The 23,664-nt window shown below is 59.8% G+C and carries 21 protein-coding genes; 1 reads left to right on the top strand and 20 read right to left on the bottom strand.

Features of this window, described 5'->3' with window-relative positions:
* Positions 1-57: 57 nt before the first annotated feature.
* The 3 genes from GBC55_RS23240 to GBC55_RS23230 form a co-directional block, all read right to left on the bottom strand.
* A complete protein-coding gene (locus GBC55_RS23240; RefSeq protein WP_178114330.1) occupies positions 58-384 on the bottom strand; it encodes a DUF6124 family protein in 327 nt (108 codons plus the stop codon).
* A 726-nt stretch (positions 385-1,110) separates the two neighbouring features.
* On the bottom strand, positions 1,111-1,494 hold the full coding sequence (locus GBC55_RS23235; RefSeq protein WP_162439903.1) for a type II toxin-antitoxin system PemK/MazF family toxin: 384 nt from the start codon (positions 1,492-1,494) through the stop codon (positions 1,111-1,113).
* A 51-nt stretch (positions 1,495-1,545) separates the two neighbouring features.
* A complete protein-coding gene (locus GBC55_RS23230; protein ID WP_162439904.1) occupies positions 1,546-2,487 on the bottom strand; it encodes a LysR family transcriptional regulator in 942 nt (313 codons plus the stop codon).
* Between the two features lie 119 nt (positions 2,488-2,606).
* Here GBC55_RS23230 and GBC55_RS23225 point away from each other — a divergent pair, with 119 nt between their 5' ends.
* Entirely contained in the window at positions 2,607-3,887 is a 1,281-nt protein-coding gene (locus GBC55_RS23225; RefSeq protein WP_162439905.1) for an MFS transporter, read from the top strand.
* Here the strand turns inward: GBC55_RS23225 and gspM are convergent.
* From gspM to GBC55_RS23140, 17 genes are all read right to left on the bottom strand, one after another.
* Complete coding sequence (gene gspM / locus GBC55_RS23220) at positions 3,880-4,311, bottom strand: type II secretion system protein GspM (protein ID WP_162439906.1); 432 nt, start codon at positions 4,309-4,311, stop codon at positions 3,880-3,882. The genes GBC55_RS23225 and gspM overlap by 8 nt on opposite strands.
* Positions 4,308-5,414 carry a type II secretion system protein GspL gene (gene gspL / locus GBC55_RS23215; RefSeq protein ID WP_162439907.1) on the bottom strand — a complete coding sequence of 369 codons (1,107 nt, stop codon included), beginning with the start codon at positions 5,412-5,414 and terminating at the stop codon, positions 4,308-4,310. The genes gspM and gspL overlap by 4 nt, the downstream gene beginning before the upstream one ends.
* On the bottom strand, positions 5,411-6,262 hold the full coding sequence (locus tag GBC55_RS23210; protein WP_162439908.1) for a type II secretion system protein GspK: 852 nt from the start codon (positions 6,260-6,262) through the stop codon (positions 5,411-5,413). Before GBC55_RS23210 ends, gspL begins: the two co-directional genes overlap by 4 nt.
* Positions 6,259-6,801, bottom strand: coding sequence for a type II secretion system protein GspJ (locus tag GBC55_RS23205; protein ID WP_162439909.1), 543 nt, complete (start codon positions 6,799-6,801; stop codon positions 6,259-6,261). The genes GBC55_RS23210 and GBC55_RS23205 overlap by 4 nt, the downstream gene beginning before the upstream one ends.
* A complete protein-coding gene (gspI, locus tag GBC55_RS23200; RefSeq protein WP_162439910.1) occupies positions 6,794-7,177 on the bottom strand; it encodes a type II secretion system minor pseudopilin GspI in 384 nt (127 codons plus the stop codon). Before gspI ends, GBC55_RS23205 begins: the two co-directional genes overlap by 8 nt.
* Positions 7,170-7,637, bottom strand: coding sequence for a type II secretion system minor pseudopilin GspH (gene gspH / locus GBC55_RS23195; protein ID WP_162439911.1), 468 nt, complete (start codon positions 7,635-7,637; stop codon positions 7,170-7,172). The genes gspI and gspH overlap by 8 nt, the downstream gene beginning before the upstream one ends.
* 3 nt (positions 7,638-7,640) lie before the next feature.
* Positions 7,641-8,096 (bottom strand): type II secretion system major pseudopilin GspG, encoded by a 456-nt coding sequence (gspG, locus tag GBC55_RS23190; protein WP_162439912.1) that lies wholly within the window; start codon positions 8,094-8,096, stop codon positions 7,641-7,643.
* A 3-nt stretch (positions 8,097-8,099) separates the two neighbouring features.
* Positions 8,100-9,308: a type II secretion system inner membrane protein GspF gene (gspF, locus tag GBC55_RS23185; protein ID WP_162439913.1), complete on the bottom strand. Its 1,209-nt coding sequence runs from the start codon at positions 9,306-9,308 to the stop codon at positions 8,100-8,102.
* 3 nt (positions 9,309-9,311) lie between these two features.
* Complete coding sequence (gene gspE, locus GBC55_RS23180; RefSeq protein WP_162439914.1) at positions 9,312-10,799, bottom strand: type II secretion system ATPase GspE; 1,488 nt, start codon at positions 10,797-10,799, stop codon at positions 9,312-9,314.
* Positions 10,796-12,724 (bottom strand): type II secretion system secretin GspD, encoded by a 1,929-nt coding sequence (gspD, locus tag GBC55_RS23175; protein WP_162439915.1) that lies wholly within the window; start codon positions 12,722-12,724, stop codon positions 10,796-10,798. The genes gspE and gspD overlap by 4 nt, the downstream gene beginning before the upstream one ends.
* Before the next feature lie 7 nt (positions 12,725-12,731).
* The gene (locus GBC55_RS23170; RefSeq protein ID WP_247266980.1) at positions 12,732-13,289 is read right to left on the bottom strand and encodes a type II secretion system protein N; all 558 of its coding nucleotides are present in this window, start codon (positions 13,287-13,289) and stop codon (positions 12,732-12,734) included.
* Positions 13,273-13,815 carry a cytochrome b/b6 domain-containing protein gene (locus GBC55_RS23165; RefSeq protein WP_162439923.1) on the bottom strand — a complete coding sequence of 181 codons (543 nt, stop codon included), beginning with the start codon at positions 13,813-13,815 and terminating at the stop codon, positions 13,273-13,275. The genes GBC55_RS23170 and GBC55_RS23165 overlap by 17 nt, the downstream gene beginning before the upstream one ends.
* Positions 13,816-13,891: 76 nt before the next feature.
* A complete protein-coding gene (gene gbpA / locus GBC55_RS23160) occupies positions 13,892-15,358 on the bottom strand; it encodes an N-acetylglucosamine-binding protein GbpA (RefSeq protein ID WP_162439916.1) in 1,467 nt (488 codons plus the stop codon).
* A gap of 294 nt (positions 15,359-15,652) precedes the next feature.
* Positions 15,653-16,720 carry a uroporphyrinogen decarboxylase gene (gene hemE / locus GBC55_RS23155; protein WP_162439917.1) on the bottom strand — a complete coding sequence of 356 codons (1,068 nt, stop codon included), beginning with the start codon at positions 16,718-16,720 and terminating at the stop codon, positions 15,653-15,655.
* A 246-nt stretch (positions 16,721-16,966) separates the two neighbouring features.
* Positions 16,967-18,385, bottom strand: a complete 1,419-nt coding sequence (locus GBC55_RS23150) for an FAD-dependent oxidoreductase (protein WP_045061932.1) — start codon at positions 18,383-18,385, stop codon at positions 16,967-16,969.
* A gap of 33 nt (positions 18,386-18,418) precedes the next feature.
* Complete coding sequence (gene gltB / locus GBC55_RS23145; RefSeq protein ID WP_162439918.1) at positions 18,419-22,867, bottom strand: glutamate synthase large subunit; 4,449 nt, start codon at positions 22,865-22,867, stop codon at positions 18,419-18,421.
* A 349-nt stretch (positions 22,868-23,216) separates the two neighbouring features.
* Positions 23,217-23,664 (bottom strand): SPOR domain-containing protein (locus GBC55_RS23140; RefSeq protein WP_247266979.1); only part of this gene is annotated, 448 nt, incomplete at its 5' end.

Raw genomic sequence — 23,664 nt, 5'->3', positions numbered from 1 at the left:
GAGCGTCCGTTGAGGCATTCCCACGCGGAGCGTGGAAACGATCAGTGGTGTAGCTGCTTACGGTGGATCAAGGTTATCCAGCACCCGATTCACCGCCAGCTCTCCCAGCATGATCGACTGCTGAATCCCCAGCAGAGTGTTGCACTGCGAGCCCTCCAGATACCGCACAAAGTCGCTGGCCATGACGTTCGCTGAGGCCAGGGATTCGCAGGCGTATTCCAGCAGGGTCTGGTTGTCGATATCAGGGGCGATGAGGAAGATGGAGCTCGGTTGGCGCGTGCGACCGGCCATGTGATCGGTGGCTTCGAGCGGCTTTTCAGAATTGGGGGTTTCGTGCGGCGACGTCGGATCGGTGTCCGGCGGATTCGGTGTGACCTTTAACATTTGCCAACTCCTTGAATGGAGCCGCAACTGCCTCGCGACTAAACGAATGGGTGGCGGCTGTGCGCAGGTTAGTCGACCGGGGAGTTAGCAATACCGGCGCGCCCGAAAGCGCCCTGCGCACAACCACCATTAAGTACAGGGATGAGGGATACCTGACTGAATAGAACGCTGTGCACCTACTAACAACCCCGGGCGACTAAACCCGATCACTGGGAATCAGTGACCGAACCAAGTTATCGACCGCCCCCAAGGCGCACAAGCCGGCGGATTCTGGATTAGTTGTAGGCAATGCCGCAAGGCGCTGTGGCCTGCTCAAGGCAATATGGAAATGTCCTACACCCTTCAGCGAATCGTCCGATTTGGCGTAGGTGAACGCACCGTTTCTGGTGGGCTGGCGGACGCTTTCGCGGGCAAGCCCGCTCCCACAAATTTTTGCAGTGTGGCGACCATCGCGTTCACACCGCTTGACCTGTGAGAGCGGTCTTGCCCGCGATTGACTGCGCAGCAGTTGCTTATGCGACACCAGAAACGACAAAGGGCGCCTTTCGGCGCCCCTTCACAAACAGGTTGGCTTGTCATCGCTCTGTACCTGTCTGGCTCTGCGATGACTGGTTACCCAGGATCCTCAGAGTCTCACAAGCCCCTTTCGGGAACTCCGGTAATATTGCTTGAAACTGAACCAGGGACAACAGCTGGCAGTTGGCCCGTATGCCACACCTCATGACATCACAAGCCAAGCGCGCTGCGAACTGCGGCTTTGATTGCGTGAAACTCATCTGCTTCAAGTTGTGAAATTAAATAAACGCGCTTCCCTTGGCGATCCCGGCTTTTGATCCGGTCAAGTCTCGACAAGCTGACGGTTGCAACCATATCGCACTTTGCCCAGCAAACTGCATTGGCACCCTGGAGATGGCTTTGCAGTTCCAAATGGTGTTCCAGCAGACGATCCGGCGCAGTGGTGCTTAAAGGGACAACCGTTACCAACAAGCTGTACGTCCTGTGTTTGCGTATAACGACAACAGGCCTGACTTTAATCATTTCGGGGACTTCAAAACCTCTGAAATCGCAAATCAGCACACTACCTTCCTTAGGTTGATACAGAAGTGGCATCCGTGGCACTCATCAAAAGAAATCGATAATGCGCAAGGAACAGACAAATCTCTAAGGTCGATCCGTAACTTCAAATGTACGGGGTGCGGTGCTTTGATTTTCCCCTTCAACCTTCCTCGTCAACAACTCCACAAACGCCCGCGCCATCGGCGATTTCTGATCCTTGCGTTGCACCAGCCAAACCGCCGACACCGCTGCCGGATCAAGCAAAGGTCGGTACACGACCCCATCAATGCGCATCCGCTGATAAGACGCCGGCAGCACCGACACGCCCAACCCCGCCGCCACCAATCCAATGATAGTCATCGCCTCGCCGGCTTCCTGGGCGAAGTGCGGGCTGAAGCCGGAGTCTCGCGCCAGGCTCAGCAGTTGCGCGTACAGCCCGCTGCCGTAGCTGCGTGGGAAAAAGACGAACGGTTCGAGAGCCAGGGCTGACAGAAACAGGCCGCCCTCGCTGCCATTCACCAGCGGATGCTTGGAGCTGAGCACCGCCACCAGCGGCTCACGCATCAGCTCCACCACGCTCAGAGAATCCGGCAGCCCCAGCGGTCGCATGATCCCGACTTCGATCGACTCATCCACCAGCGCCTCAGCCACTTGGGTACTGCTCATTTCCCGCAGGTTCAAATGCACCGCCGGAAAACGCTGGCGGAACGAAAAAATCGCTTGGGGAATGGTCGAGTTGAAGGGCGCCGACGAGGTGAATCCAATCTTCATTTCGCCCAGCTCACCGAGTTGCGCCCGGCGTGCGACGTCCGCAGCCTTGTCGACCTGCGCCAGCGCCAGTCGCGCCTCTTCCAGAAACAGTCGGCCGGCTTCGCTCAGCTCGACCCGACGATTGGTACGCTCGAACAAGCGCGCCCCGACTTCCTGTTCCAGTGCCTGAATCTGCTGGCTCAGCGGTGGCTGCGAGATGCCCAGCACCTGTGCGGCGCGGCCAAAGTGCAGTTCTTCAGCGACGGCGATGAAGTAGCGCAGGTGGCGTAATTCCATGAAAACTCCATTAGGTCGTAAAACCTCTCAAACAGGTCGAACAATATATTGGATTGAATCATTAGGCAGCTATATGCTTTTTTCATTGCCTGACCGGCTGCCTGCTACCGAGGTCCGAAGTGAAAACTGTTGTCGCTCCACTCGCCCATGAAGTTCCACCCGCCGCGCTGGACGATGTCGTCGCCGAGATGAAGGAGATCTACATCGAAAAAGGCACGCCGATGTTCATGCGCACGGTGCTGGCGCTGTTCTGCGGCGGCTTCGCGACCTTCGCCCTGCTGTACTGCGTGCAACCGATGATGCCGCTGTTGTCCCACGAATACGCCATCAATGCAGCGCAGAGCAGCCTGATCCTCTCGGTTGCCACCGGCATGCTCGCCATCGGCCTGCTGATCACCGGCCCGATCTCCGACCGAGTGGGGCGTAAACCGGTGATGGTTGCTGCGTTGTTCGCTGCAGCGTTGTGCACCATCGCCAGTTCGATGATGCCGAGCTGGCACGGCGTGTTGCTGATGCGAGCGCTGATCGGCCTGTCATTGAGCGGTCTGGCGGCGGTCGCCATGACGTACCTGAGCGAGGAGATCCACCCACAACACATCGGCCTGGCGATGGGCCTGTACATCGGCGGCAACGCCATCGGCGGGATGAGCGGGCGTTTGATCACCGGCGTGTTGATCGACTTCGTCAGCTGGCACACGGCGATGCTGGTCATCGGAGGCCTGGCGCTGATTGCAGCGGCGGTGTTCTGGAAAATCCTCCCGGAATCGCGCAACTTCCGCCCACGCTCGCTGCACCCGCGCAGCCTGCTCGACGGTTTCACCATGCACTTTCGCGATGCCGGCCTGCCGCTGCTGTTCCTTGAAGCCTTTGTGTTGATGGGCGCGTTCGTCACCCTGTTCAACTACATCGGCTATCGCCTGCTGGCCGAGCCTTACCACATGGAACAAGCCTTCGTCGGACTGCTGTCGGTGGTGTACCTGTCGGGGATCTACAGTTCAGCAAAAATCGGTTCGTTGGCCGACAGACTGGGCCGCCGCAAAGTGCTCTGGTCGACCATCGTATTGATGATCGCCGGTCTTGCCCTGACCCTGTTCACGCCACTGCCCCTGGTGATCATCGGCATGCTGATTTTCACCTTCGGCTTCTTCGGCGCGCATTCGGTTGCGAGTAGCTGGATCGGCCGCCGCGCCACCAAGGCCAAGGGGCAGGCATCGTCGCTGTACCTGTTCAGCTATTACGCCGGGTCGAGCATTGCCGGGACGGCGGGCGGCGTGTTCTGGCACCTGGGTGGGTGGAACGGGATCGGGCTGTTCGTTGGCACCTTGCTGGTGATTGCGCTGCTCGTGGCGTTGAAGTTGGCGAAGCTGCCGCTATTGCCCGGCAACGGCACCCCTATCTGAACACCACCCGCGCCTCCAGCAGCGCGTCCCGTTTTTCCAGCGTCAACGATTGCAGCGCAACCCCCTCACGCTCGACGCCGTCGAGCCATTGCATCACGGCGTTCGCGTTGCCGCTGAGGGTCAGGCGCACTGTATCGACGTCTGTTTCCATCTGGTGGATATCGAGCCCCGCCGCCGTGGCGTTGTCGCTGATGCGCAGCGACAGGGGCTGACCGGAATCAGCTGGAGCATTGCTGCGCGGTTGCGCGTGTTGCAGCTGCGCAACCAGTGCCAACTGATGCCGATGTTGACGCTCGACGGTTTCCAGGCGCTGACGAGTCGGCTGCCAGATCAGACTGAATCCCACAACGATCAGCAAGAAAGCACCCAGGGCTTGCAGCAACCGTTGTTCACGCACAGAAATGCGCTGCCATACCTGCTTCATGCGTTGTCTTCCACGGTGAGGGTCGCGTGCACGTTGTCGCGCTCTTTGGTGGCGCTATCGAGCCTGACGGACATGCCTTGCTGCCGCCCCCGTTCACGCAACTGTTCAAGCTCGGCAAAGCTGTTGGCGGTCAGCTGGATTTTCCATCCGTCCCCCACCCGAAACTCGATACGACGCACCTCGACAGCGCTGGCACCGATGACTTGATCGATCAGTTTCACCAGGCCCGCAATGCGCGTGTTCTGCGACTCCACCGGTCGACTTTGAAGTGCCTTGAGTTGCGCGGCCAGATCCACGATGCGGCTTTGATCAGGGTAGATCGCCTTGAACCGCTGCTCGTTTTGCGTGACAAGACGACGGGTTTCACTGTCCAGAAAACGAATGCGCATTTCACTGGCGCCCCAGGTCATCAACAACAGCATCGCCATCGCAAACCCGCCGAGGCGCCAAGGCAAAGACCTGCGACGCGGGGCGAAAGCACCTTGCAGCAGATTGATTGCATGCGCTGGGCGCGTCTTCAGCCATTGATCAAGGGGTGGGCCATCCTGACGCTCGTCGCACCACTGAATGTCCGCGGGCAACATGGGCCGCAGTTGCGTCAGCCCGTCTTCCGACAACGCCATCCGCGCCGGCAACCCCCCACCCAGAATCCATCGACCCCACCACCAGACGCCTAGCGCGTGATCGTCGGGCAAGACGTCGGCATCAACGAAGATCGAACGAACCTCAATGCCCGACGCCGCCAACAACGTCAGGATGGCGGTCAATCGTTGTCGGGCAATGACCATCACCGGGTAACGTCCTTCATGGTCACGCAAACCTATGCAGAGGTGCAGCGCCTCGAGCGCCTCGCTGAGTTGATCTTCCACCGCAAACGCGATGACTCGTTTGTCGGGAGCACGTCGCGAAGGCCAGGGATCGCTACGCACCCAGCTGCATAACTCGATTGGCAACAGCAGGTCGACGGCCTGCCCGTTCAACGCCTGCGCTGCTTGATCTATGGACAGGGTTTGACGTTGGCCGGTCGGTGACCAGACGCAGCAGGGCCAGTCAGTCGACCCTGCATCGAGGCCTTCGGCGGTCAGGTAAAGCCAGGTGTTCATCGCAAAGTCTCGTTGGCCATCGAAGGGAGAAAACGTTTTTGCAGGACAGTCAGTTGGCGCGTTTTAAGGTCACGTTCGACGTCGGTCACCAAGCGCAACCTGCGCTCTCCAGACGTTGCTTGCACCGTGATCCGAAACCAGCGACTGGCGATCCCCAGGCCATGGCTGCTCAGGCCCAAACCGGAAATCATCGGGTCCTGGGTGAACGCCTGAACACTGCCCCAAGCAGAGGTCGACGCCTGCCGAACCAATGCATCGCCAAGTGCGGCGTCGACTTCACCGAGGGTCCTCAAGATCAGCGCGGGTGCTGTGTTGATGTTCAGAGCCGCATCGGGAGGTAGAAGCGCCACCCAGGGTTCAAGTTGTCGCAACACCTGACCGTCAAAGCCCGGCAGTAATCGGAGCTGGCTCAGCTCCCGCAATTCCCCCACCTGGCCGAGCTGCAGCGGTGCAAGATCGAGCGATGCCTGCAAGCGCGCCCAACGGTTGAGCGTGACCTGATCAATCTGTCCCGGCTTCAGTAACGCGTTGAGGTTGAAGCGTCCTGCGAGATCCTCGATGTCGACACTGATTTGCGCCTCTTCAATGTCGAATGCAGGCGTCAGGCGAGCCCAGTCCTGAGTCAGATCAACGGTTTTAGGTGTGCCTTGTTCCGCGTCCTGTAACTGCAGCCGTGCCCAGGCTTCGGCGCCTACGACCAACTGACGCAGGTGTAACTGCTGCAGCTGTTGAGCGCTGCTTTGCAGCATCAGGCGATGACTGCGCAGCAAGGCGCTGGTGATCAACAGCACCAGGCTCATGACCAGCAATACGCTGATCAATGCGATGCCTTTTTGGCGCCCGTTCATGGCCGCGAGCCTGGCATCAGCAGCACCCGACGGATCGCGTCGAAACGTCCGACCGAGACCTGAACTTCCAGCGCCATTGGCGCGTTCTTGTGTTGTCCGGCCGGCCAATCGCTCAGCCAGCCGGCCTCGTCATCGAACAGTCTCCAGCTCAAATCACGGACCTCGTCGAGCAGCTTCTGGCGTTGCACGATCGCCGTGCCGTCCCCGCGACTCTCGCGCCACAGCGCGCCGTTCTCCAGCTGATAGCTCAGCGTTTGGCGTTCACTGCGGGGCTGGTCCAGGGGATTACGCCAGTGGCTGCGCTGTAATTGCAGGCCTGCCTGCGTCAGCACGACAGGCTGCCCGGTCACGTGCATCAGGTCGCGTTCGATCACGGCCACGGCGCGTTGCAGGCTTCTGAATTCACGTTCATGAGCCGTCGTACCTTGCTGCACGCGCACCACACCATCGAACAACCTCCAACTGGCCAACCCCAGCAGCGCGAATATCGCCAACGCGATAACCAGCTCCAGCAACGTGAACCCTTGCTGGTTATTCATGGCGATTGGGTGCCCAGCCGTTGGCGCGATACAAGGTCTGCTCGCGACCCGCCAGCGTGACCTGGATGTCGATGTTGAGCAGGTCCGGATCGCTCGCCGCACTGATGGTCTGGCGCAGCATCCAGTCGCGACGATCCATGTGCACGATCAGGTGTTGTTGACCGATGGCCAAGTGCGGTTGCAGACGCAGTTCGTTGAGCCGGTTATCCGCCAACCACGCCGCGAAGACGCGCGCTTCGATACCGGCGGTCTGCTTCACCACGTATTGACTCGCGGACAGTACAGCGGCCGCCAGCGTTGCAAAAATCGCCAGGGCCACCATGATTTCCAACAGCGTGAAGCCGCGCATGTGCGTGATGGAATGACGGCTACCCATCGATCACGACCTCACCTATGCCGTCCCCGGAAAGGCTCAGCCAGGTCCTGTCGGCGGACATGAACGTCAGCGTGAACGCGCTGGTTTCATCGCTGCTGAGCAACAGCAATTGAGGCGGTCCCGCGTCAGCGCCGAGGATCAGCGAATACCCGTCTTGCTTGAGCCGCACCCGAACGTTATCGGGCCACCGATAAAAGCTGCCCGCCGATTCCCAGCCGCGAATGTCATACCGCATCACGCGATAGCCCTCGATGCTCAGTCGCAGGCCATATTCGCGCCCCTCGATCACGGCGCGCTCTCGCAACTGTTGCATGACCTGCACAAGCGCGTGCGCCTCCTGCCTCGCCTGGCGCGCTGGATTCAGACCAGTGGCAAAACTCGCCATGCCCAGCAACACACCGATCAAGACGATGACGATCATCAGCTCCAGCAACGTGAAGCCTGTACACCGCTTGCGCATTGGTCAGCGACTCCAGTTGCCGATATCGCTCGCCTGCCCTTCACCCCCGATCACGCCGTCGGAACCCAGCGACACAATGTCGTAGTCCCCGTCGATCGATCGCACCCCGGGATTGAGGTACTGATACGGCGTGCCCCACGGATCGACGGGCAGGCTTTTCAGGTAACCCTGAGGGTTCCAGTTGCGTGCGGCCGGGAGCCCGGAAGGGCGCTTGGTCAAGGCTTCCAGACCTTGTTGCGTCGAGGGGTAGGCAAAGTTGTCCAGGCGATACATTTCCAGCGCGGTGGCGATGGCCTGGATGTCGATTTTGGCGGCGGTGACTTTGGCCTGATCGGGTCGGCTCATGAACTGCGGCACCACGATCGCCCCCAGTACACCGATGATGACGACCACCACCATGATTTCAATCAGGGTGAAACCGCGCTGGGCGGAGGAGGAGTTTTTGCGTAAGGGTTGCATGGTTCAATTCACCAATTGGTTGAGGCTGAGAATCGGTAGCAGGATGGCCATGACGATCAGCAGCACGACGCCGCCCATCACCACCAGCATGGCGGGCTCAAAGAGGCTGACGACCAGTGCGATACGCGCCGCCAGGCTGCTTTCCTGTTGATCCGCGGCACGGGCGAGCATGCGATCGAGTTCGCCGGCGCGTTCACCGCTGGCAATCATGTGCAGCATCATCGGCGGGATATCGCCGCTCAATTCGAGGCCGCGAGTCAGGGTTCCGCCTTCACGGACCGAGCGGGCGACATCGACCATGCGGGCGCGAATGGTCAGGTTGCCGATGACCGCAGCGGCGATTTCCAACGCGTCCACCAAGGGCACCGCGCTCTTGCCGAGGATCGCTAACGTGCTGGCAAACCTCGCGGCTTCCATCGCACGCCATACTTCGCCCATGACCGGCAGGTGCAAGGCCAGCCGATGCCAGCGCAGGCGCCATGAGTGCTGACGCAGGCTCCAGCGCCACAGGCTGATGAGTGTTGCCAGCAGCGCCAGCAGCAGCAGAAAGTGGTTGCGCAGCCCGTTGCTCACGCCGATCAATGCTTGGGTCAGCCAGGGCAATGGCTGTCCACAGTCGACGAAAATCTTCACGACGTCGGGCACGACAAAACCGAGCAGAAAGCCGACGATCGCCACACTGGCCAGCATCAAAATGAGCGGGTAGACCAGGGCCATCTGAATTTTTTGGCGCGAGGCCTGACGGGTCTGGGTGTAAGCCGCCAGTTGCTCCAGCACGTGGCCGAGGTGCCCGGAACGTTCACCGGCTGCCACGGTGGCCCGGAACAATTCGGGAAACGCCCGGGGAAACATCCCCAACGCTGCCGCCAAGGCATGCCCTTCCATCACCCGGCTTCTGACGGCGGACAGCAGACCGGCCACCTTGCGCTTGGCGCTCTGCTTCGCCACCGCCTCGAGCGCTTCCTCCAGGGGCAAGCCGGCCTGGACCAGCGTCGACAACTGCAAGGTCAGCAGCGCCAGTTCAGCCGCACTCAAACGCCCCCCGCGCGGCTTTACACCTCCGTCGCTGCCGGCACGGGTCTCGGTCAACTCAAGTGGCCACAACCCACGCTCACGCAACAATTGTCGGGCATGACGCGCGCCATCGGCTTCCAGTCGACCTTTACAACTGCGGCCATGGGCATCGTGGGCGCGGTAATCGAACGTCGGCATGTGCTAATCCTCCTGCGTCACACGCAACAACTCATCGAGACTGGTCAAACCGTCCAGTACCCGCTGGCGACCGTCCTGAAACAGGCTGCGCGAGTGCTTGCGGGTTGCCTCGGTCAAGGCCTGTTCACTGCTGCCTTGATGGATCAGTGCGGACACTTCGGGTGTGATGCTGATCAGTTCGTAAATGCCGACCCGACCGCGATACCCGCGCTGGCACTGTTCACAGCCTTCGGCCCTGAAGAGTTGCTGCGAGGTTTCGGGGTCGATCCCCAAACGCACACAGGTCGCCGCATCAGCGAGGTACGGCACCTTGCAATGGGAACACAACGTACGCACCAGGCGCTGGGCCAAAACCCCCACCAGCGATGACGCCAGCAGGTAAGTGTCGACGCCCATGTCCACCAGCCGGGTGACCGCGCCAACCGCGCTGTTGGTGTGCAATGTCGAGAGCACCAGGTGACCGGTCAGTGAGGCCTGAACGGCAATCTCCGCCGTCTCGCGGTCGCGAATTTCGCCGACCATCACCACGTCCGGGTCTTGACGCAGGATCGCCCTCAAGCCTCGGGCGAAGGTCATGTCCACCTTCGGGTTGACCGGCATCTGCCCTACCCCCGGGAGGTGATACTCGATGGGGTCTTCGACCGTGAGAATGTTGCGGGTCTGGTCATTCAGACTGCTGAGCGCGGCATACAAACTAGTGGTCTTGCCCGAGCCGGTGGGGCCGGTCACCAGCAGGATGCCGTGGGGCCTGGCCAACAATTGGCGCAGGGTCGCGAGGGTATCGTCCGGCATTCCCAGGCGTTGCAACTGCAGGCGTCCTGCCTGTTTGTCGAGCAGGCGCAATACCACTCTTTCGCCGTGGGCCGAGGGCAATGTCGAGACCCGCACATCGACTTCATGCCCCGCCAGGCGCAATGCGATACGGCCATCTTGAGGGACGCGTTTTTCGGCGATGTCCAGGCGCGCCATGACCTTGATTCGCGACACCAACAGGGTCGCCAGCTCACGCCGGGGACGAAGCATTTCACGCAGTTGCCCATCAACACGCATGCGCACCGACAGGTACTGCTCGAAGGTTTCCAGGTGCACATCAGATGCCTGCTCGCGCACCGCTTCGCTGAGCAGTGCATTGATCAGCCGGATGATCGGCGCATCACCTTGCTGCTCCAGCAGGTCGGCGGTTTGCGGGACTTGATCGACCAGGCTGAGCAGGTCCAGTTCGTCGTCCAGCCCTTGGGCGACCTGCTCCGCAGCGCTCTGACCTTCGCGGTAGGCCGATGCCAGGCGCAAGGCGAAAACATCCGCATCGAGAATTCGAAACGACAGGTCCTGACCGCACATCCTGCGAGCTTCTGCCAGCGCCGTCAGCGGCGTGTCGGCCCGCAGTGCCAGGCTCGGCTTCGGACCTTCACGCTCCAGTAGCACACCAAAACGCCGCGCGAAGCCGAAGGGCAATTGCTCGTAACCTTCTTTTACGGGCTTATCGCTCAAGGACGCACCGGCGTTTGCTTGCGCAAATCAATCACCGGCGTATCGCTCACCGGCTCGAACAACTGACGCGAATCCGCCGGCAGCAGCAATGAGTTATTGCCCTGCGCGCCAGACTTGCTCAGGTCGTGCAGCGCGTTGTAACGCTGCTGGCTGACCTCGGACAGATCCTCCTTGCTGCGCACAATGGTCGGGCGCAAAAAGACCATCAGATTGCTTTTGCTCTGAGTGTCTTTTTTCCAGCGAAACAGCGCGCCGAGGTAAGGGATATCACGCAGCAATGGCACGCCGCTCTGCTGAGTGCGGACGCTGTCCCTGATCAGGCCACCGATGACGATGATCTCGCCATCGTCGGCCAGGATGGTGCTCTTGAGCGCGCGTTTGTTGGTTATCAGATCAGAGGAATCGACGCCCGATACTGAGGGCGCGATGTCGGACACTTCCTGCTCGACCTCAAGACGCAACGTCGAGCCTTCGTTGATGTAGGGCTTGATCTTCAGGCTGATGCCCACGTCCTTGCGCTCCACCGTGGTGAACGGATTATCCGCACCGCTGCTGTTGGTGGCATAGGAACCGGTTTTGAACGGCACGTTCTGGCCGACGATGATTTCTGCCTGCTGATTGTCCAGCGTCAGCAGACTCGGCGTGGACAGCAAGTTGCTGCGGGTATTGCTTGCCAGCGCTGAAATCAACGCACCGAAGCGGTCGCTGCCCAACTGCAGAATGGCGCCTTCCGGTGCGCTCTTTATCTCGTCGAATCTCAGTCCACCGACGATCGGGATGTCGGTACCGGGGAAGTTCAGGAAACCCTTCGCGTCACCGGTGTTGATGCCCCACTGGACACCCACGGCCTCGGCCATGTCGCCAGAAATTTCCACAATCGCAGCATGAATCAGCACCTGGGCCCTGGGCTGATCCAACTGACGCACAATGTTTTCGATGGTGCGGATCTGCGCCGGCTCGGCAATCAGCACCAATGCATTCTGGCTTTCATCTGCCTTGATGATGAACCCGGCGCCAGAGGCCAGTTCCTTCGCCCCTCCCATTGTCTGGGTCGGCTTTCTGCCCTGGCCCATCGTCTCAAGGACTTCGGCCAGTTGTTTGGCATCGCTGTAGCGCAGGCGAATGACTCGGGCATTGTCGAGGTTCGCGGTAGCCGGCGTATCCAGGCTGCGCGCCAGGTCGACCAGACGCTGGCGGACCGTCGGCGGACCGACGAGGATCAAACGGTTGGTCCGCGTGTCGGCAATGACCTGAATGGCGGTATCGGCATTGCGTTTACCCAGCGTCGCTTCCATCACCGGCGCCACGTCAGCCGCTTGGGCGTGACGTAACTGCACGACGGCATGCTGGGTGTTCTGGCCAGCGTCCAACTGCCGGATGAGCTGGACGACACGCTGCACGTTGGCAGCCGCGTCGGTGACCACCAGTGCATTCGCCGACACCGACGGGCCGACATACCCATTGGCCGAAATCAACGGCCGCACCAGCCCGGCAATATCGGCGGCGTTGCTGGTGTTCAGTTCGATGACCTGGGTGACAAATTGCGAGGCTGTAGCGTTCTTCGCCACGCCTTGGCCGGCACGGGTTTTGGCTTCGGTCACCGGCGTGATCAGTATCCGGTCGCCCTCGTCGATCACCGTGAAGTTATGCGCATCCAGCACCGAGTAAAACAAGCGACGGACACCCTCGCGATCAAGGGCCTGACGGGACATGACGGTAATGCGTCCAGTGACTCTGGGATCAAGCACGACGGTGGTTCCGAGAATGGTGGAAATCTCCTCGACGATGTCCCGCAACTCGGCATTGTTCATTGCCAGCTGCCATTTTTCGTCTTCGGCTTGAAGCGCGCCGGGCTCGTTCGCCGACACTAAAAGGACGAGAAGAAGCAGGACGCGAAACGCCCGCGCACGGAAGAAGCTGTTCATGAAATGATCACTCTGACGGCCCGAGAAACGGACGTAGAAAACGCGAAGAAGCGGCTGCTGCATTTGGGGCGGCGGGCGATTCAAGCCTGCGCAGAAAACGTTCGGCAGATGGCTGCAAGGTCAGCAGTTCTTCGCGCCCCTTGTTCCACAACACGACCTGGTTGGGTTCGACACGGCGCAGCACGCTGCCACCCGGTAATTGTTCTCCCACCTGGTACATGCGCGAGCCTTGAGCGTCGGCGAGCAGCGCCCTCGACACACCCGACGCGACGACAAAACTGGCCTGCAAGCTCAAGGATTCAGCACTTGGCAACCGCGTCGCTTCATCCACCAGGCCAAACACCGTAGCAACTGCCGTCGTATCAAGATTCTCACGGGAAGGCGCGGCGATTGGCGCGACCACGGAATGCGCCACAGAAGCGAGGTTTTCGCGCCAGAGCCACTCTTGCCAAGCGAGAAATGTCCCGTAGCTGACGGGTATCAGCAACAACAGCCCCTTGGTCAAGGCGCTCCCGGTGAGCTGTTTCAGGAAACGCTTCATGGCAACTTCACTCGAGGTGCTCATTTCGGCGCTTGCTGCAAAAAGACATCCGTCTGAGTACGCGGTGGTTGCATACCTCATGGACGATCACTGCACCGACATGCAGTGCGACAAGCAAAGACAGCAGGACACATGCCCAAATATGGATCGTGAAGTACAACTGGATAAATGCTGGTTGGGTCAGTGGCTGAGCAATCTCGACGACCCCAAATACATCGATCGGGCGATCCATCATCAAAACGCCGGTGACCAACACAACGCTCACGGTGATGTAGATCGAGAGGTGGGCAAGCAGCACACGTCCTTCGACCCTCGATAGATGGATGACACCCCTAAGTTTGGTGTGAGAGATAAAAGCGAAGAGACGCCAAATGAAAAAAGGAATGAATACCGTGGTCAGAGAAACGTTGAACAACGCAACCGTCTGTTTGAGCTGCGCGGGCACTTGAACGCTGGCCACGTAAAACCCCGAGGCCAGGGTCCAGATAATGACAACCGCCGACAACCAATGCAGCCATACTCGTTGCCTGGAGTAACCCGAAACCGTCATCTTCAAACTCGATTCAATAGAGGAACAAGTCTTCAGGCGATCGGACAACGATCGCCTGAAGCGTCACCTGAGGGGCTTAGAGTTTGTCCCACGCCATGTGCCAGTGAGCACCGACACCCGGCTCGAAGCCGTTAGCGGTCGGGCTGTACTGCTTGCAGTAACCGGACTCCGGGAACGGCTTGCACTCGAAGACTTCATCGGTTTTGGGCTGCAGTACCTTGGTGCCGGCGGTGTAGTCGCTTACGCCTTCAGGGAACACGAAGTCATATTCGACGCCTGCGCCTTCACCCGTCATGTTGGTTGGCTGCGTATCCTGGCGAGTCGTGCGGCCATCCAGTGTGGTGCCGACGAGCGTCAACGTGTGCGCGCCCGGGTTGCTGCGAACATCCATGGAGAGCGACGCAAGTCCGCTATCCACTTGGCCCGAGGTAGTGCCGACCGGCTTGTTGTTCTGATCGAACAGGGTCGCTTCGACGTTCATTTTGCGATTGGAAATGATGCTGAAGTCGACCTTGGCACGACCTTTATCCAGTACGTACTCCGCTTGCTGCGAAGCCACCGACAGGCGAGCCGCAGCGTCTTCTTTCATGTCCAGCTGCACTTCGTAACGGGTGATTCCGCTTTCCTTTTGCGCGTACAGGCGGTTGTTACCCTTCACCGGTTCGACGTTGCCGTTCTCATCACGAACGCCAGCACGGACAAGGGTGTGGGTCGCATTGATTTTTTCGGCCAGCTTGAAGGCCCAGTTGTTCGGCGAACCTTCCTCGACGTTGTCGATGGATATTTCGACGCTGTATTGCGGGCTTTCACCATTGGCCGAGAACGCGCGAGCTTTGACCTTGTCACCGACCAGCAATGCGGTCGACGGCGCGATGCCACCCACGGCGGACCAGCCACCGGGCAGCGATGCCTCGGCCAGAATGTTCACATCGGCCACGTTGTAGAAGGCCGCATCGGTATCGCCGACTGTCCAGATCGCCAGGATGACATGCTGACCGGACTTGTCTTCAGGAAGGGTGCAGCTGTGCTTGGCACCGGAAACGGGTTTCTGGTTGCCGCCATCGATAGTGCAGAACGGCGTGCTTTCGAAGGTGGCGCGTTTGAGCGACTCATTCGGGTTCCAGCCGTTGCGGGTGATGAAATATTCGTGCTTGGTCGCAGGGTGAACGGCGGTGTATTGCCATTCGAAATTGATGTTGCGGTCTTTGATTTCGGTCAGCTGCCAGCGGGTCGCGGACTGAGCGTCCAGAGCGGAGAATGACGAGTGGCCGCCACTGGCGATCTTGCCATCGACCGGTCCTTGCAATGGAGCACCGCCGACGCCAGCCGGGAAGCCCTTGAAGGTTTCACCCACGCTTTGCGGTTCGTATTGCGCGTTCCCGCAGTGGGTGTTCACGCCTTTTTGGCACAGCAGTGCCCGCGAAGGCGGCACGTCCAGGTAGCCGTGGGCAGAAACGGTTTGCGAAGCGAACATTGCCGATAACAGGATCATTGAAGAAGTGCAGGCGGCTAACGCACTTCTCTTTTCGAAGTTGTTTTTCATCATGGATTCCAGACTGCTTATCGAAATACAGACGCTCGGAAAAGCGCCAATGGGTGCGATATCACCGGGTGCATAACGCACCCGACGAGGGGCTGGAACCTTACGGGGATAGCGGCAATTTCTATGTAGGAGTAATCGCTTTCAAAAGCAGGAATGGTCTCTGTAATGATCTCTCTGTCAGCCGATAAAAATGTTCCTACGGACAAGCACGCGCCTTACGACAGTCATTTCAACAGGCATAAAAAAAGCCTGCCGGGAACGCGTCCCGGCAGGCTTCAAATACTTCAGTAGCCGTTACTCGTGATACTGCGCCGACAACTCATGCACTGCGCGCAGGAACGCGCCGGCGTGCTCTGGATTGACTTCCGGTGTGATGCCATGGCCGAGGTTGAATACATGACCGCTGCCCTTGCCGTAGCTGGCGAGGATGCGCCCGACTTCGGTACGAATGACTTCCGGTTTGGCGTAGAGCACGGTTGGGTCCATGTTGCCTTGCAGGGCGACTTTGCTGCCGACGCGATCACGGGCGCTGCCGATGTCGCAGGTCCAATCCAGCCCCAGCGCATCCGCACCAGCGTCGGCGATACTTTCCAGCCACAAACCGCCGCCCTTGGTGAACAGGATCACCGGAACCTTGCGGCCTTCGTGTTCGCGGATCAGGCCGCTGACGATCTTTTTCATGTAGGCCAGGGAGAATTCCTGGTACGCCGCCGCCGAGAGGCTGCCGCCCCAGCTATCGAAAATCTGCACGGCTTGCGCACCGGCCATGATCTGGCCGTTGAGGTAGCTGGTGACCGTCTGCGCGAGTTTGTCCAGCAACAGGTGCAAGGCTTGCGGGTTGTCGTAGAGCATGGTTTTGGTCTTGCGGTAGTCTTTCGACGAGCCGCCTTCAACCATGTAGGTCGCTAGGGTCCATGGGCTGCCGGAGAAGCCGATCAACGGCACACGACCGTTCAGTTCACGGCGGATGGTGCTGACAGCATCCATGACGTAGCCGAGGTCTTTGTGCGGATCAGGAATCGGCAAGGCTTCGATGTCGGCCAAGGTACTGACCACTTTCTTGAAGCGCGGACCTTCACCGGTCTCGAAGTACAGGCCTTGGCCCATCGCGTCGGGAATGGTCAGGATGTCGGAGAAGAGAATCGCCGCGTCCAGTTGCGGATAGCGGTCGAGCGGTTGCAGGGTGACTTCGCAAGCGAACTCCGGGTTCATGCACAGGCTCATGAAGTCGCCGGCCTTGGCACGGCTGGCGCGGTATTCCGGCAGGTAGCGACCGGCCTGACGCATCATCCACACGGGCGTGACGTCTACGGGTTGCTTGAGCAGGGCACGAAGGAAACGGTCGTTCTTCAGGGCAGTCATGTCGGCATCCGGAAAAAAAGTGCGGGCATTTTCTCAGAGCGCGACGCAAAAGGCACGGTTGCAGGTCAGCCTTTTGTCTATCGGGTCAATTTGTCGCGGGGGAATGCAGTGATTGCAGCACCACAAAACACTGTGGGAGCTGGCTTGCCAGCGATGCAGACACCTCGGTGGTCAGATTGACCGAGGTGATGCTATCGCTGGCAAGCCAGCTCCCACAGGTATTGCATTGCAGTCAGCCGGACGGATTTAAACGCCCAGGTAATCCAGGATCCCTTCAGCGGCATTGCGGCCTTCGAAGATCGCCGTTACCACCAGGTCAGACCCGCGAACCATATCGCCACCGGCGAAGATTTTCGGGTTGCTGGTCTGGTGCTTGTACTGACCTTGTTCCGGCGCCACAACGCGGCCCTGGCTGTCGGTCTGGATGCTGTGCTGTTCGAACCACGACGCCGGGCTTGGGCGGAAACCGAAAGCGATGACCACGGCGTCGGCCGGGATGATCTCTTCGGAACCCGGGATCGGCTCGGGGCTGCGACGGCCACGGGCATCCGGTTCGCCGAGACGGGTCTCGACCACTTTCACGCCTTCGACGCGGTCTTCGCCGACGATCGCGATTGGCTGGCGGTTGTAGAGGAATTTCACGCCTTCTTCCTTGGCGTTCTTCACCTCTTTGCGCGAGCCCGGCATGTTGGCTTCATCGCGACGATAGGCGCAGGTCACCGATTTGGCGCCCTGACGAATCGACGTACGGTTGCAGTCCATCGCCGTGTCACCACCGCCCAGCACCACCACCTTCTTGCCTTTCATGTCGACGAAATCTTCCGGCGACTTTTCAAAGCCCAGGTTTCGATTGACGTTGGCGATCAGGAAATCGAGCGCGTCATGCACACCCGGAAGGTCCTCACCGGCAAAACCGCCCTTCATGTAGGTGTAGGTGCCCATGCCCATGAACACGGCATCGTACTCTTCGAGCAGTTGCTCGACGGTCACATCCTTGCCCACTTCGGTGTTCAGGCGAAACTCGATGCCCATGCCGGTGAAGACTTCGCGACGATTGCTCAGCACAGTCTTTTCCAGCTTGAACTCGGGAATGCCGAAGGTCAGCAGACCGCCGATTTCCGGGTTCTTGTCGAACACCACCGGGGTCACTCCGCCGCGCACCAGCACGTCGGCACAGCCCAGACCAGCCGGGCCCGCGCCGATGATGGCAACGCGCTTGCCGGTCGGTTTGACCTTGGACATGTCCGGGCGCCAGCCCATGGCGAACGCGGTGTCGGTGATGTACTTCTCGACCGATCCGATGGTCACCGCGCCAAAACCGTCGTTCAGGGTGCAGGCACCCTCGCACAGACGATCCTGCGGGCACACCCGGCCGCACACTTCCGGCAGGGTGTTGGTCTGGTGCGACAGCTCGGCGGCCTGAAGGATGTTGCCCTCGGCCACCAGTTTCAGCCAGTTTGGAATGAAGTTGTGCACCGGGCACTTCCATTCGCAATACGGGTTACCGCAACCCAGGCAGCGGTGGGCCTGATCGGCCGAATGCTGGGGTTTGAAGGGCTCGTAGATCTCCACGAACTCTTTCTTGCGTTGACGCAACAGTTTCTTCTTCGGATCTTTGCGCCCGACCTCGATGAACTGGAAGTCGTTATTCAGACGTTCAGCCATTGTTAAAACCTCATCAAACTCTTCAGGCGCATATCACTGCGGGTTGGCACGGGTGCTGGAAAGCAACGATTTCAGGTTGGCAGCCTTGGGCTTGACCAGCCAGAAACGGCGCAGATAGTCATCGAGGTTTTCAGCGAGGTTACGACCCCATTCGCTGTCGGTTTCCGCGACGTATTCGTCCAGCACGCGCTGCAGGTGGCTGCGATAGGCTTCCATCGCTTCGCCGCTGATCCGCTGGATTTCCACCAGTTCGTGGTTGACCCGGTCAACGAAGGTGTTGTCCTGGTCGAGCACGTAGGCGAAACCGCCGGTCATGCCTGAGCCGAAGTTGTAACCAGTCTTGCCCAGGACGCAGACGAAACCACCGGTCATGTACTCGCAGCAGTGATCGCCCGTGCCTTCTACCACGGTGTGAGCACCGGAGTTACGCACCGCGAAACGCTCGCCCGCGGTACCGGCGGCGAACAGCTTGCCGCCCGTGGCACCGTAGAGGCAGGTGTTGCCGATGATGGCACTGTCCTGAGTCTTGTAGATGCTGCCCTTGGGCGGAACGATGACCAGTTTGCCGCCGGTCATGCCTTTGCCGACGTAGTCGTTGGCGTCGCCTTCCAGGTACATGTTCAGGCCGCCGGCGTTCCACACACCGAAGCTCTGACCAGCCGTCCCTTTGAAGCGGAAGGTGATCGGCGCGTTCGCCATGCCTTGGTTGCCGTGCTTGCGAGCGATTTCACCGGAGATCCGCGCGCCGATCGAACGGTCGCAGTTGCAGATATCCAGTGCGAAATCGGCACCGCTCATGTCGTTGATAGCCGAAGTGGCCATATCGACCATTTTCTCGGCCAGCAAACCTTTGTCGAACGGCGGGTTGCGGTCGACCTGGCAGAACTGTGGCTTGTCTGCCGGGATGTGATCGCTGCCGAGCAACGGAGTCAGATCAAGGTGCTGCTGCTTGGCGGTCTGGCCTTCGAGGATGTCCAGCAGATCGGTACGGCCGATCAGCTCTTCGAGGGAACGCACGCCCAGCTTGGCCAGCCACTCACGGGTTTCTTCGGCGACATAGGTGAAGAAGTTCACCACCATGTCGACGGTGCCGATGTAGTGATCCTTGCGCAGCTTCTCGTTCTGGGTCGCGACGCCGGTGGCGCAGTTGTTCAGGTGGCAGATACGCAGGTATTTGCAGCCCAGCGCGATCATTGGCGCGGTGCCGAAACCGAAGCTTTCAGCGCCAAGAATGGCCGCTTTGATCACGTCGAGGCCGGTTTTCAGGCCGCCGTCAGTTTGCACCCGGACTTTGCCGCGCAGGTCGTTGCCACGCAGGGTCTGGTGGGTTTCGGCCAAGCCGAGTTCCCACGGTGCGCCCGCGTATTTGATCGAGGTCAGCGGCGATGCACCGGTGCCGCCGTCGTAGCCGGAGATGGTGATCAAGTCCGCGTAGGCCTTGGCCACACCGGCGGCGATGGTGCCGACGCCCGCTTCTGCTACCAGCTTCACCGAGACCAGGGCCTTCGGGTTGACTTGTTTCAGGTCGAAAATCAGTTGCGACAAATCTTCGATCGAATAGATGTCGTGGTGCGGCGGCGGCGAAATCAGCGTCACACCTGGTACTGCGTAGCGCAGCTTGGCGATCAGACCGTTCACTTTACCGCCTGGCAGCTGACCACCTTCGCCGGGCTTGGCACCCTGAGCGACTTTGATCTGCAGCACTTCAGCGTTGACCAGGTATTCCGGGGTCACACCGAAACGGCCGGTTGCCACTTGCTTGATTTTCGAGCTCTTGATGGTGCCGTAACGGGCCGGGTCTTCACCGCCTTCGCCGGAGTTGGAACGCGCACCAAGGCGGTTCATGGCTTCGGCCAGGGCTTCGTGAGCTTCCGGCGACAAGGCGCCCAGGGAGATGCCCGCGGAGTCAAAGCGCTTGAGCACTGATTCCAGCGGTTCGATCTCGCTGATGTCCAGCGGCGTGTCCAGGGTTTTGACCTTGAACATGTCGCGGATCATCGACACTGGTCGGTTGTCCACCAGCGACGTGTATTCCTTGAACTTGCTGTAGTCGCCCTGCTGCACAGCGGCTTGCAGGGTGTTGACCACGTCCGGGTTGTACGCGTGATATTCGCCACCGTGGACGAACTTCAGCAAACCGCCCTGCTGGATTGGCTTGCGCGGGCTCCAGGCTTCGGCGGCCAGGGCTTTCTGCTCGGCTTCGATGTCGACGAAACGTGCACCTTTGATGCGGCTCGGCACGCCACGGAAGCTCAGGTCACACACTTCCTCGGACAGACCGATGGCTTCGAACAACTGCGCACCACGGTACGAAGTGATGGTCGAGATGCCCATCTTCGACAGGATCTTGAGCAGGCCTTTGGTGATGCCTTTGCGGTAGTTCTTGAACACCTCATAGAGGTCGCCCAGGACTTCACCGGTACGGATCAGGTCGCCCAAGACTTCATACGCGAGGAATGGGTAAACGGCAGAGGCGCCGAAACCGATCAACACGGCGAAGTGATGCGGATCACGTGCAGTCGCGGTTTCCACGAGGATGTTGGAGTCGCAACGCAGGCCTTTTTCGGTCAGGCGGTGGTGCACCGCACCAGTGGCGAGCGAAGCGTGGATCGGCAATTTACCTGGACCGATGTGACGGTCACTCAGCACAACCTGGGTACGACCGGCGCGAACAGCTTCTTCAGCCTGATCGGCAACGTTGCGGATCGCCGCTTCGAGGCCGACGCTTTCGTCGTAGTTGAGGTCGATGATCTGGCGTTCGAAGCCCGGACGATCGAGGTTCATCAGCGAGCGCCACTTGGCCGGGGAAATGACCGGCGAGCTGAGGATCACGCGCGAGGCGTGTTCCGGCGACTCCTGGAAGATGTTGCGCTCGGCACCGAGGCAGATCTCCAGCGACATGACGATGGCTTCACGCAGCGGATCGATCGGCGGGTTGGTGACCTGCGCGAACTGCTGGCGGAAATAGTCGTACGGCGTGCGCACGCGCTGGGACAGCACGGCCATCGGCGTATCGTCGCCCATGGACCCCACGGCTTCGTAGCCTTGCTCGCCGAGCGGACGCAGCACCTGATCGCGCTCTTCGAACGTGACCTGGTACATCTTCATGTATTGCTTGAGTTGATCAACATCGTAGAACGCCGAACCGTGGTCGTTGTCTTCCATGGTCGCCTGGATGCGCAGGGCGTTCTTGCGCAGCCATTGCTTGTACGGGTGACGGGACTTCAAGCGGTTGTCGATGGCGTCGGTGTCGAGGATCTGACCGGTTTCGGTGTCCACGGCAAAAATCTGACCCGGGCCCACGCGACCCTTGGCGATCACGTCTTCAGGCTGGTAGTTCCAGACACCGATTTCCGAGGCCAGGGTGATGAAACCGTTTTTGGTGGTGACCCAACGCGCCGGGCGCAGACCGTTACGGTCGAGCAGGCACACCGCGTAACGACCGTCGGTCATTACCACGCCGGCCGGGCCGTCCCACGGCTCCATGTGCATCGAGTTGTACTCGTAGAACGCACGCAGATCCGGGTCCATGGTTTCGACGTTCTGCCACGCAGGCGGAATGATCATCCGCACGCCACGGAACAGGTCGATGCCACCGGTAACCATCAGCTCCAGCATGTTGTCCATGCTCGAGGAGTCGGAACCGACGCGGTTGACCAGCGGGCCGAGCTCTTCGAGGTCAGGCATCAGGTCGTTGGCGAACTTGGTACGACGGGCCACAGCCCAGTTGCGGTTGCCGGTGATGGTGTTGATCTCGCCGTTGTGCGCCAGGAAGCGGAACGGTTGAGCCAGCGGCCATTTCGGCAGGGTGTTGGTGGAGAAGCGCTGGTGAAACACGCAGATCGCGGTTTGCAGGCGCTGGTCGCTCAGGTCCGGATAGAAGGCGGTGAGATCCGCCGGCATCATCAGGCCTTTATAAATGATGGTCTTGTGGGAAAAGCTGCAGATGTAGTGATCGCTGTCAGCGGCATTGGCCACCGACGAACGACGACGGGAACTGAACAGCTTGATCGCCATGTCCTGATCGCTCAGGCCTTCACCGCCGATGAACACTTGTTCGATCTGCGGCAAACGCTCCAGCGCCAGACGGCCGAGCACGCTGGTGTCGATTGGCACTTTGCGCCAGCCGATCAGCTGCAGGCCAGCGGCCAGGATCTCGCGGTTCATGTTTTCGCGAGCGGCCTCGGCTTTCACCGGGTCCTGGTTGAAGAACACCATGCCCACGGCATATTGCTTGGGCATTTCGACGCCGAACGTCTCCTGGGCGATGGCTCGCAGGAATACATCCGGCTTTTGAATCAGCAGACCGCAACCGTCACCGGTTTTGCCGTCGGCATTGATCCCACCGCGGTGGGTCATGCAGGTCAGGGCCTCGATGGCCGTTTGCAAAAGGGTATGACTGGGCTCGCCCTGCATATGGGCTATCAGGCCGAAACCGCAGTTATCCTTGAATTCATCTGGTTGGTACAGACCTGCTTTCATAGACACTTTCTCACCAGGCTGCCTCTTTACGAGGCAAATTTCTTTTCAATTCAACCACTTACCATCCGCGCCGAACGTACGCCAGCTTTGCGGGGGCAAAAGGGAGGTCATTGTACACACCGACACAGGGGCTCACAAATTTGACGACGAACTGTCGTAAATCTATGTCGCATTTGTGAAAGGTTTAAAGCGATATGCTGTGCTAGTCAAAACATTTTTAATGTTGACCGCTACGACTCAAAGACTACTGTGACGCAGACACCACAAGGCACGCGGTCTGTAGAGACGGCGCGCACTCGTAGAATTTTGAGGTGCTTGGAGAGGCGGCCTGGGTAAGGCCGCCGAATCTTCAGCGAGTTGTTGCCAGTTCCTGTTGGACGCTGGCGACAGTACGAGGCCAAGGTTTACCAGCCTGAACCTTCGCTGGCAAGGCCTTGATGGCGGTAAGGGCTGCATCGCGGTTGGCGAAGTTACCGTAGGTGATGACGTAAAGCGGCTTGCCGTTGAGCACTTTCTTGAAATAACGGTACTCGCCGCCCTGCTCTTTCACGAAATTTTGCGCGGACGCTTCGGAGCTGGTACCGAGGATTTGCACCACGTAATTACCCGGAGCCTGACCGGCGTACCAGGTGCCACCCGCGGCCTTGGCAACTGTCACCGGCTTTTCGGCAGGTTTGGCAGCGGCAGTGGCGGCAGGTTTGGCTGGCGCTGGAGCAGGCTTGGCAACAGGTGCCGGAGCGGGCTTGGCAGTTGCGATCTGAGTCGGAGCAGGCTTGGCCGCTGGCGTCGGCGCAGGG

The sequence above is a fragment of the Pseudomonas sp. TNT3 genome (assembly GCF_010095445.2).
Taxonomy (GTDB): Bacteria; Pseudomonadota; Gammaproteobacteria; order Pseudomonadales; family Pseudomonadaceae; genus Aquipseudomonas.
The sequence above is the reverse complement of the archived record's forward strand: the minus strand, read 5'-3'. Positions and strand labels throughout refer to the sequence as shown.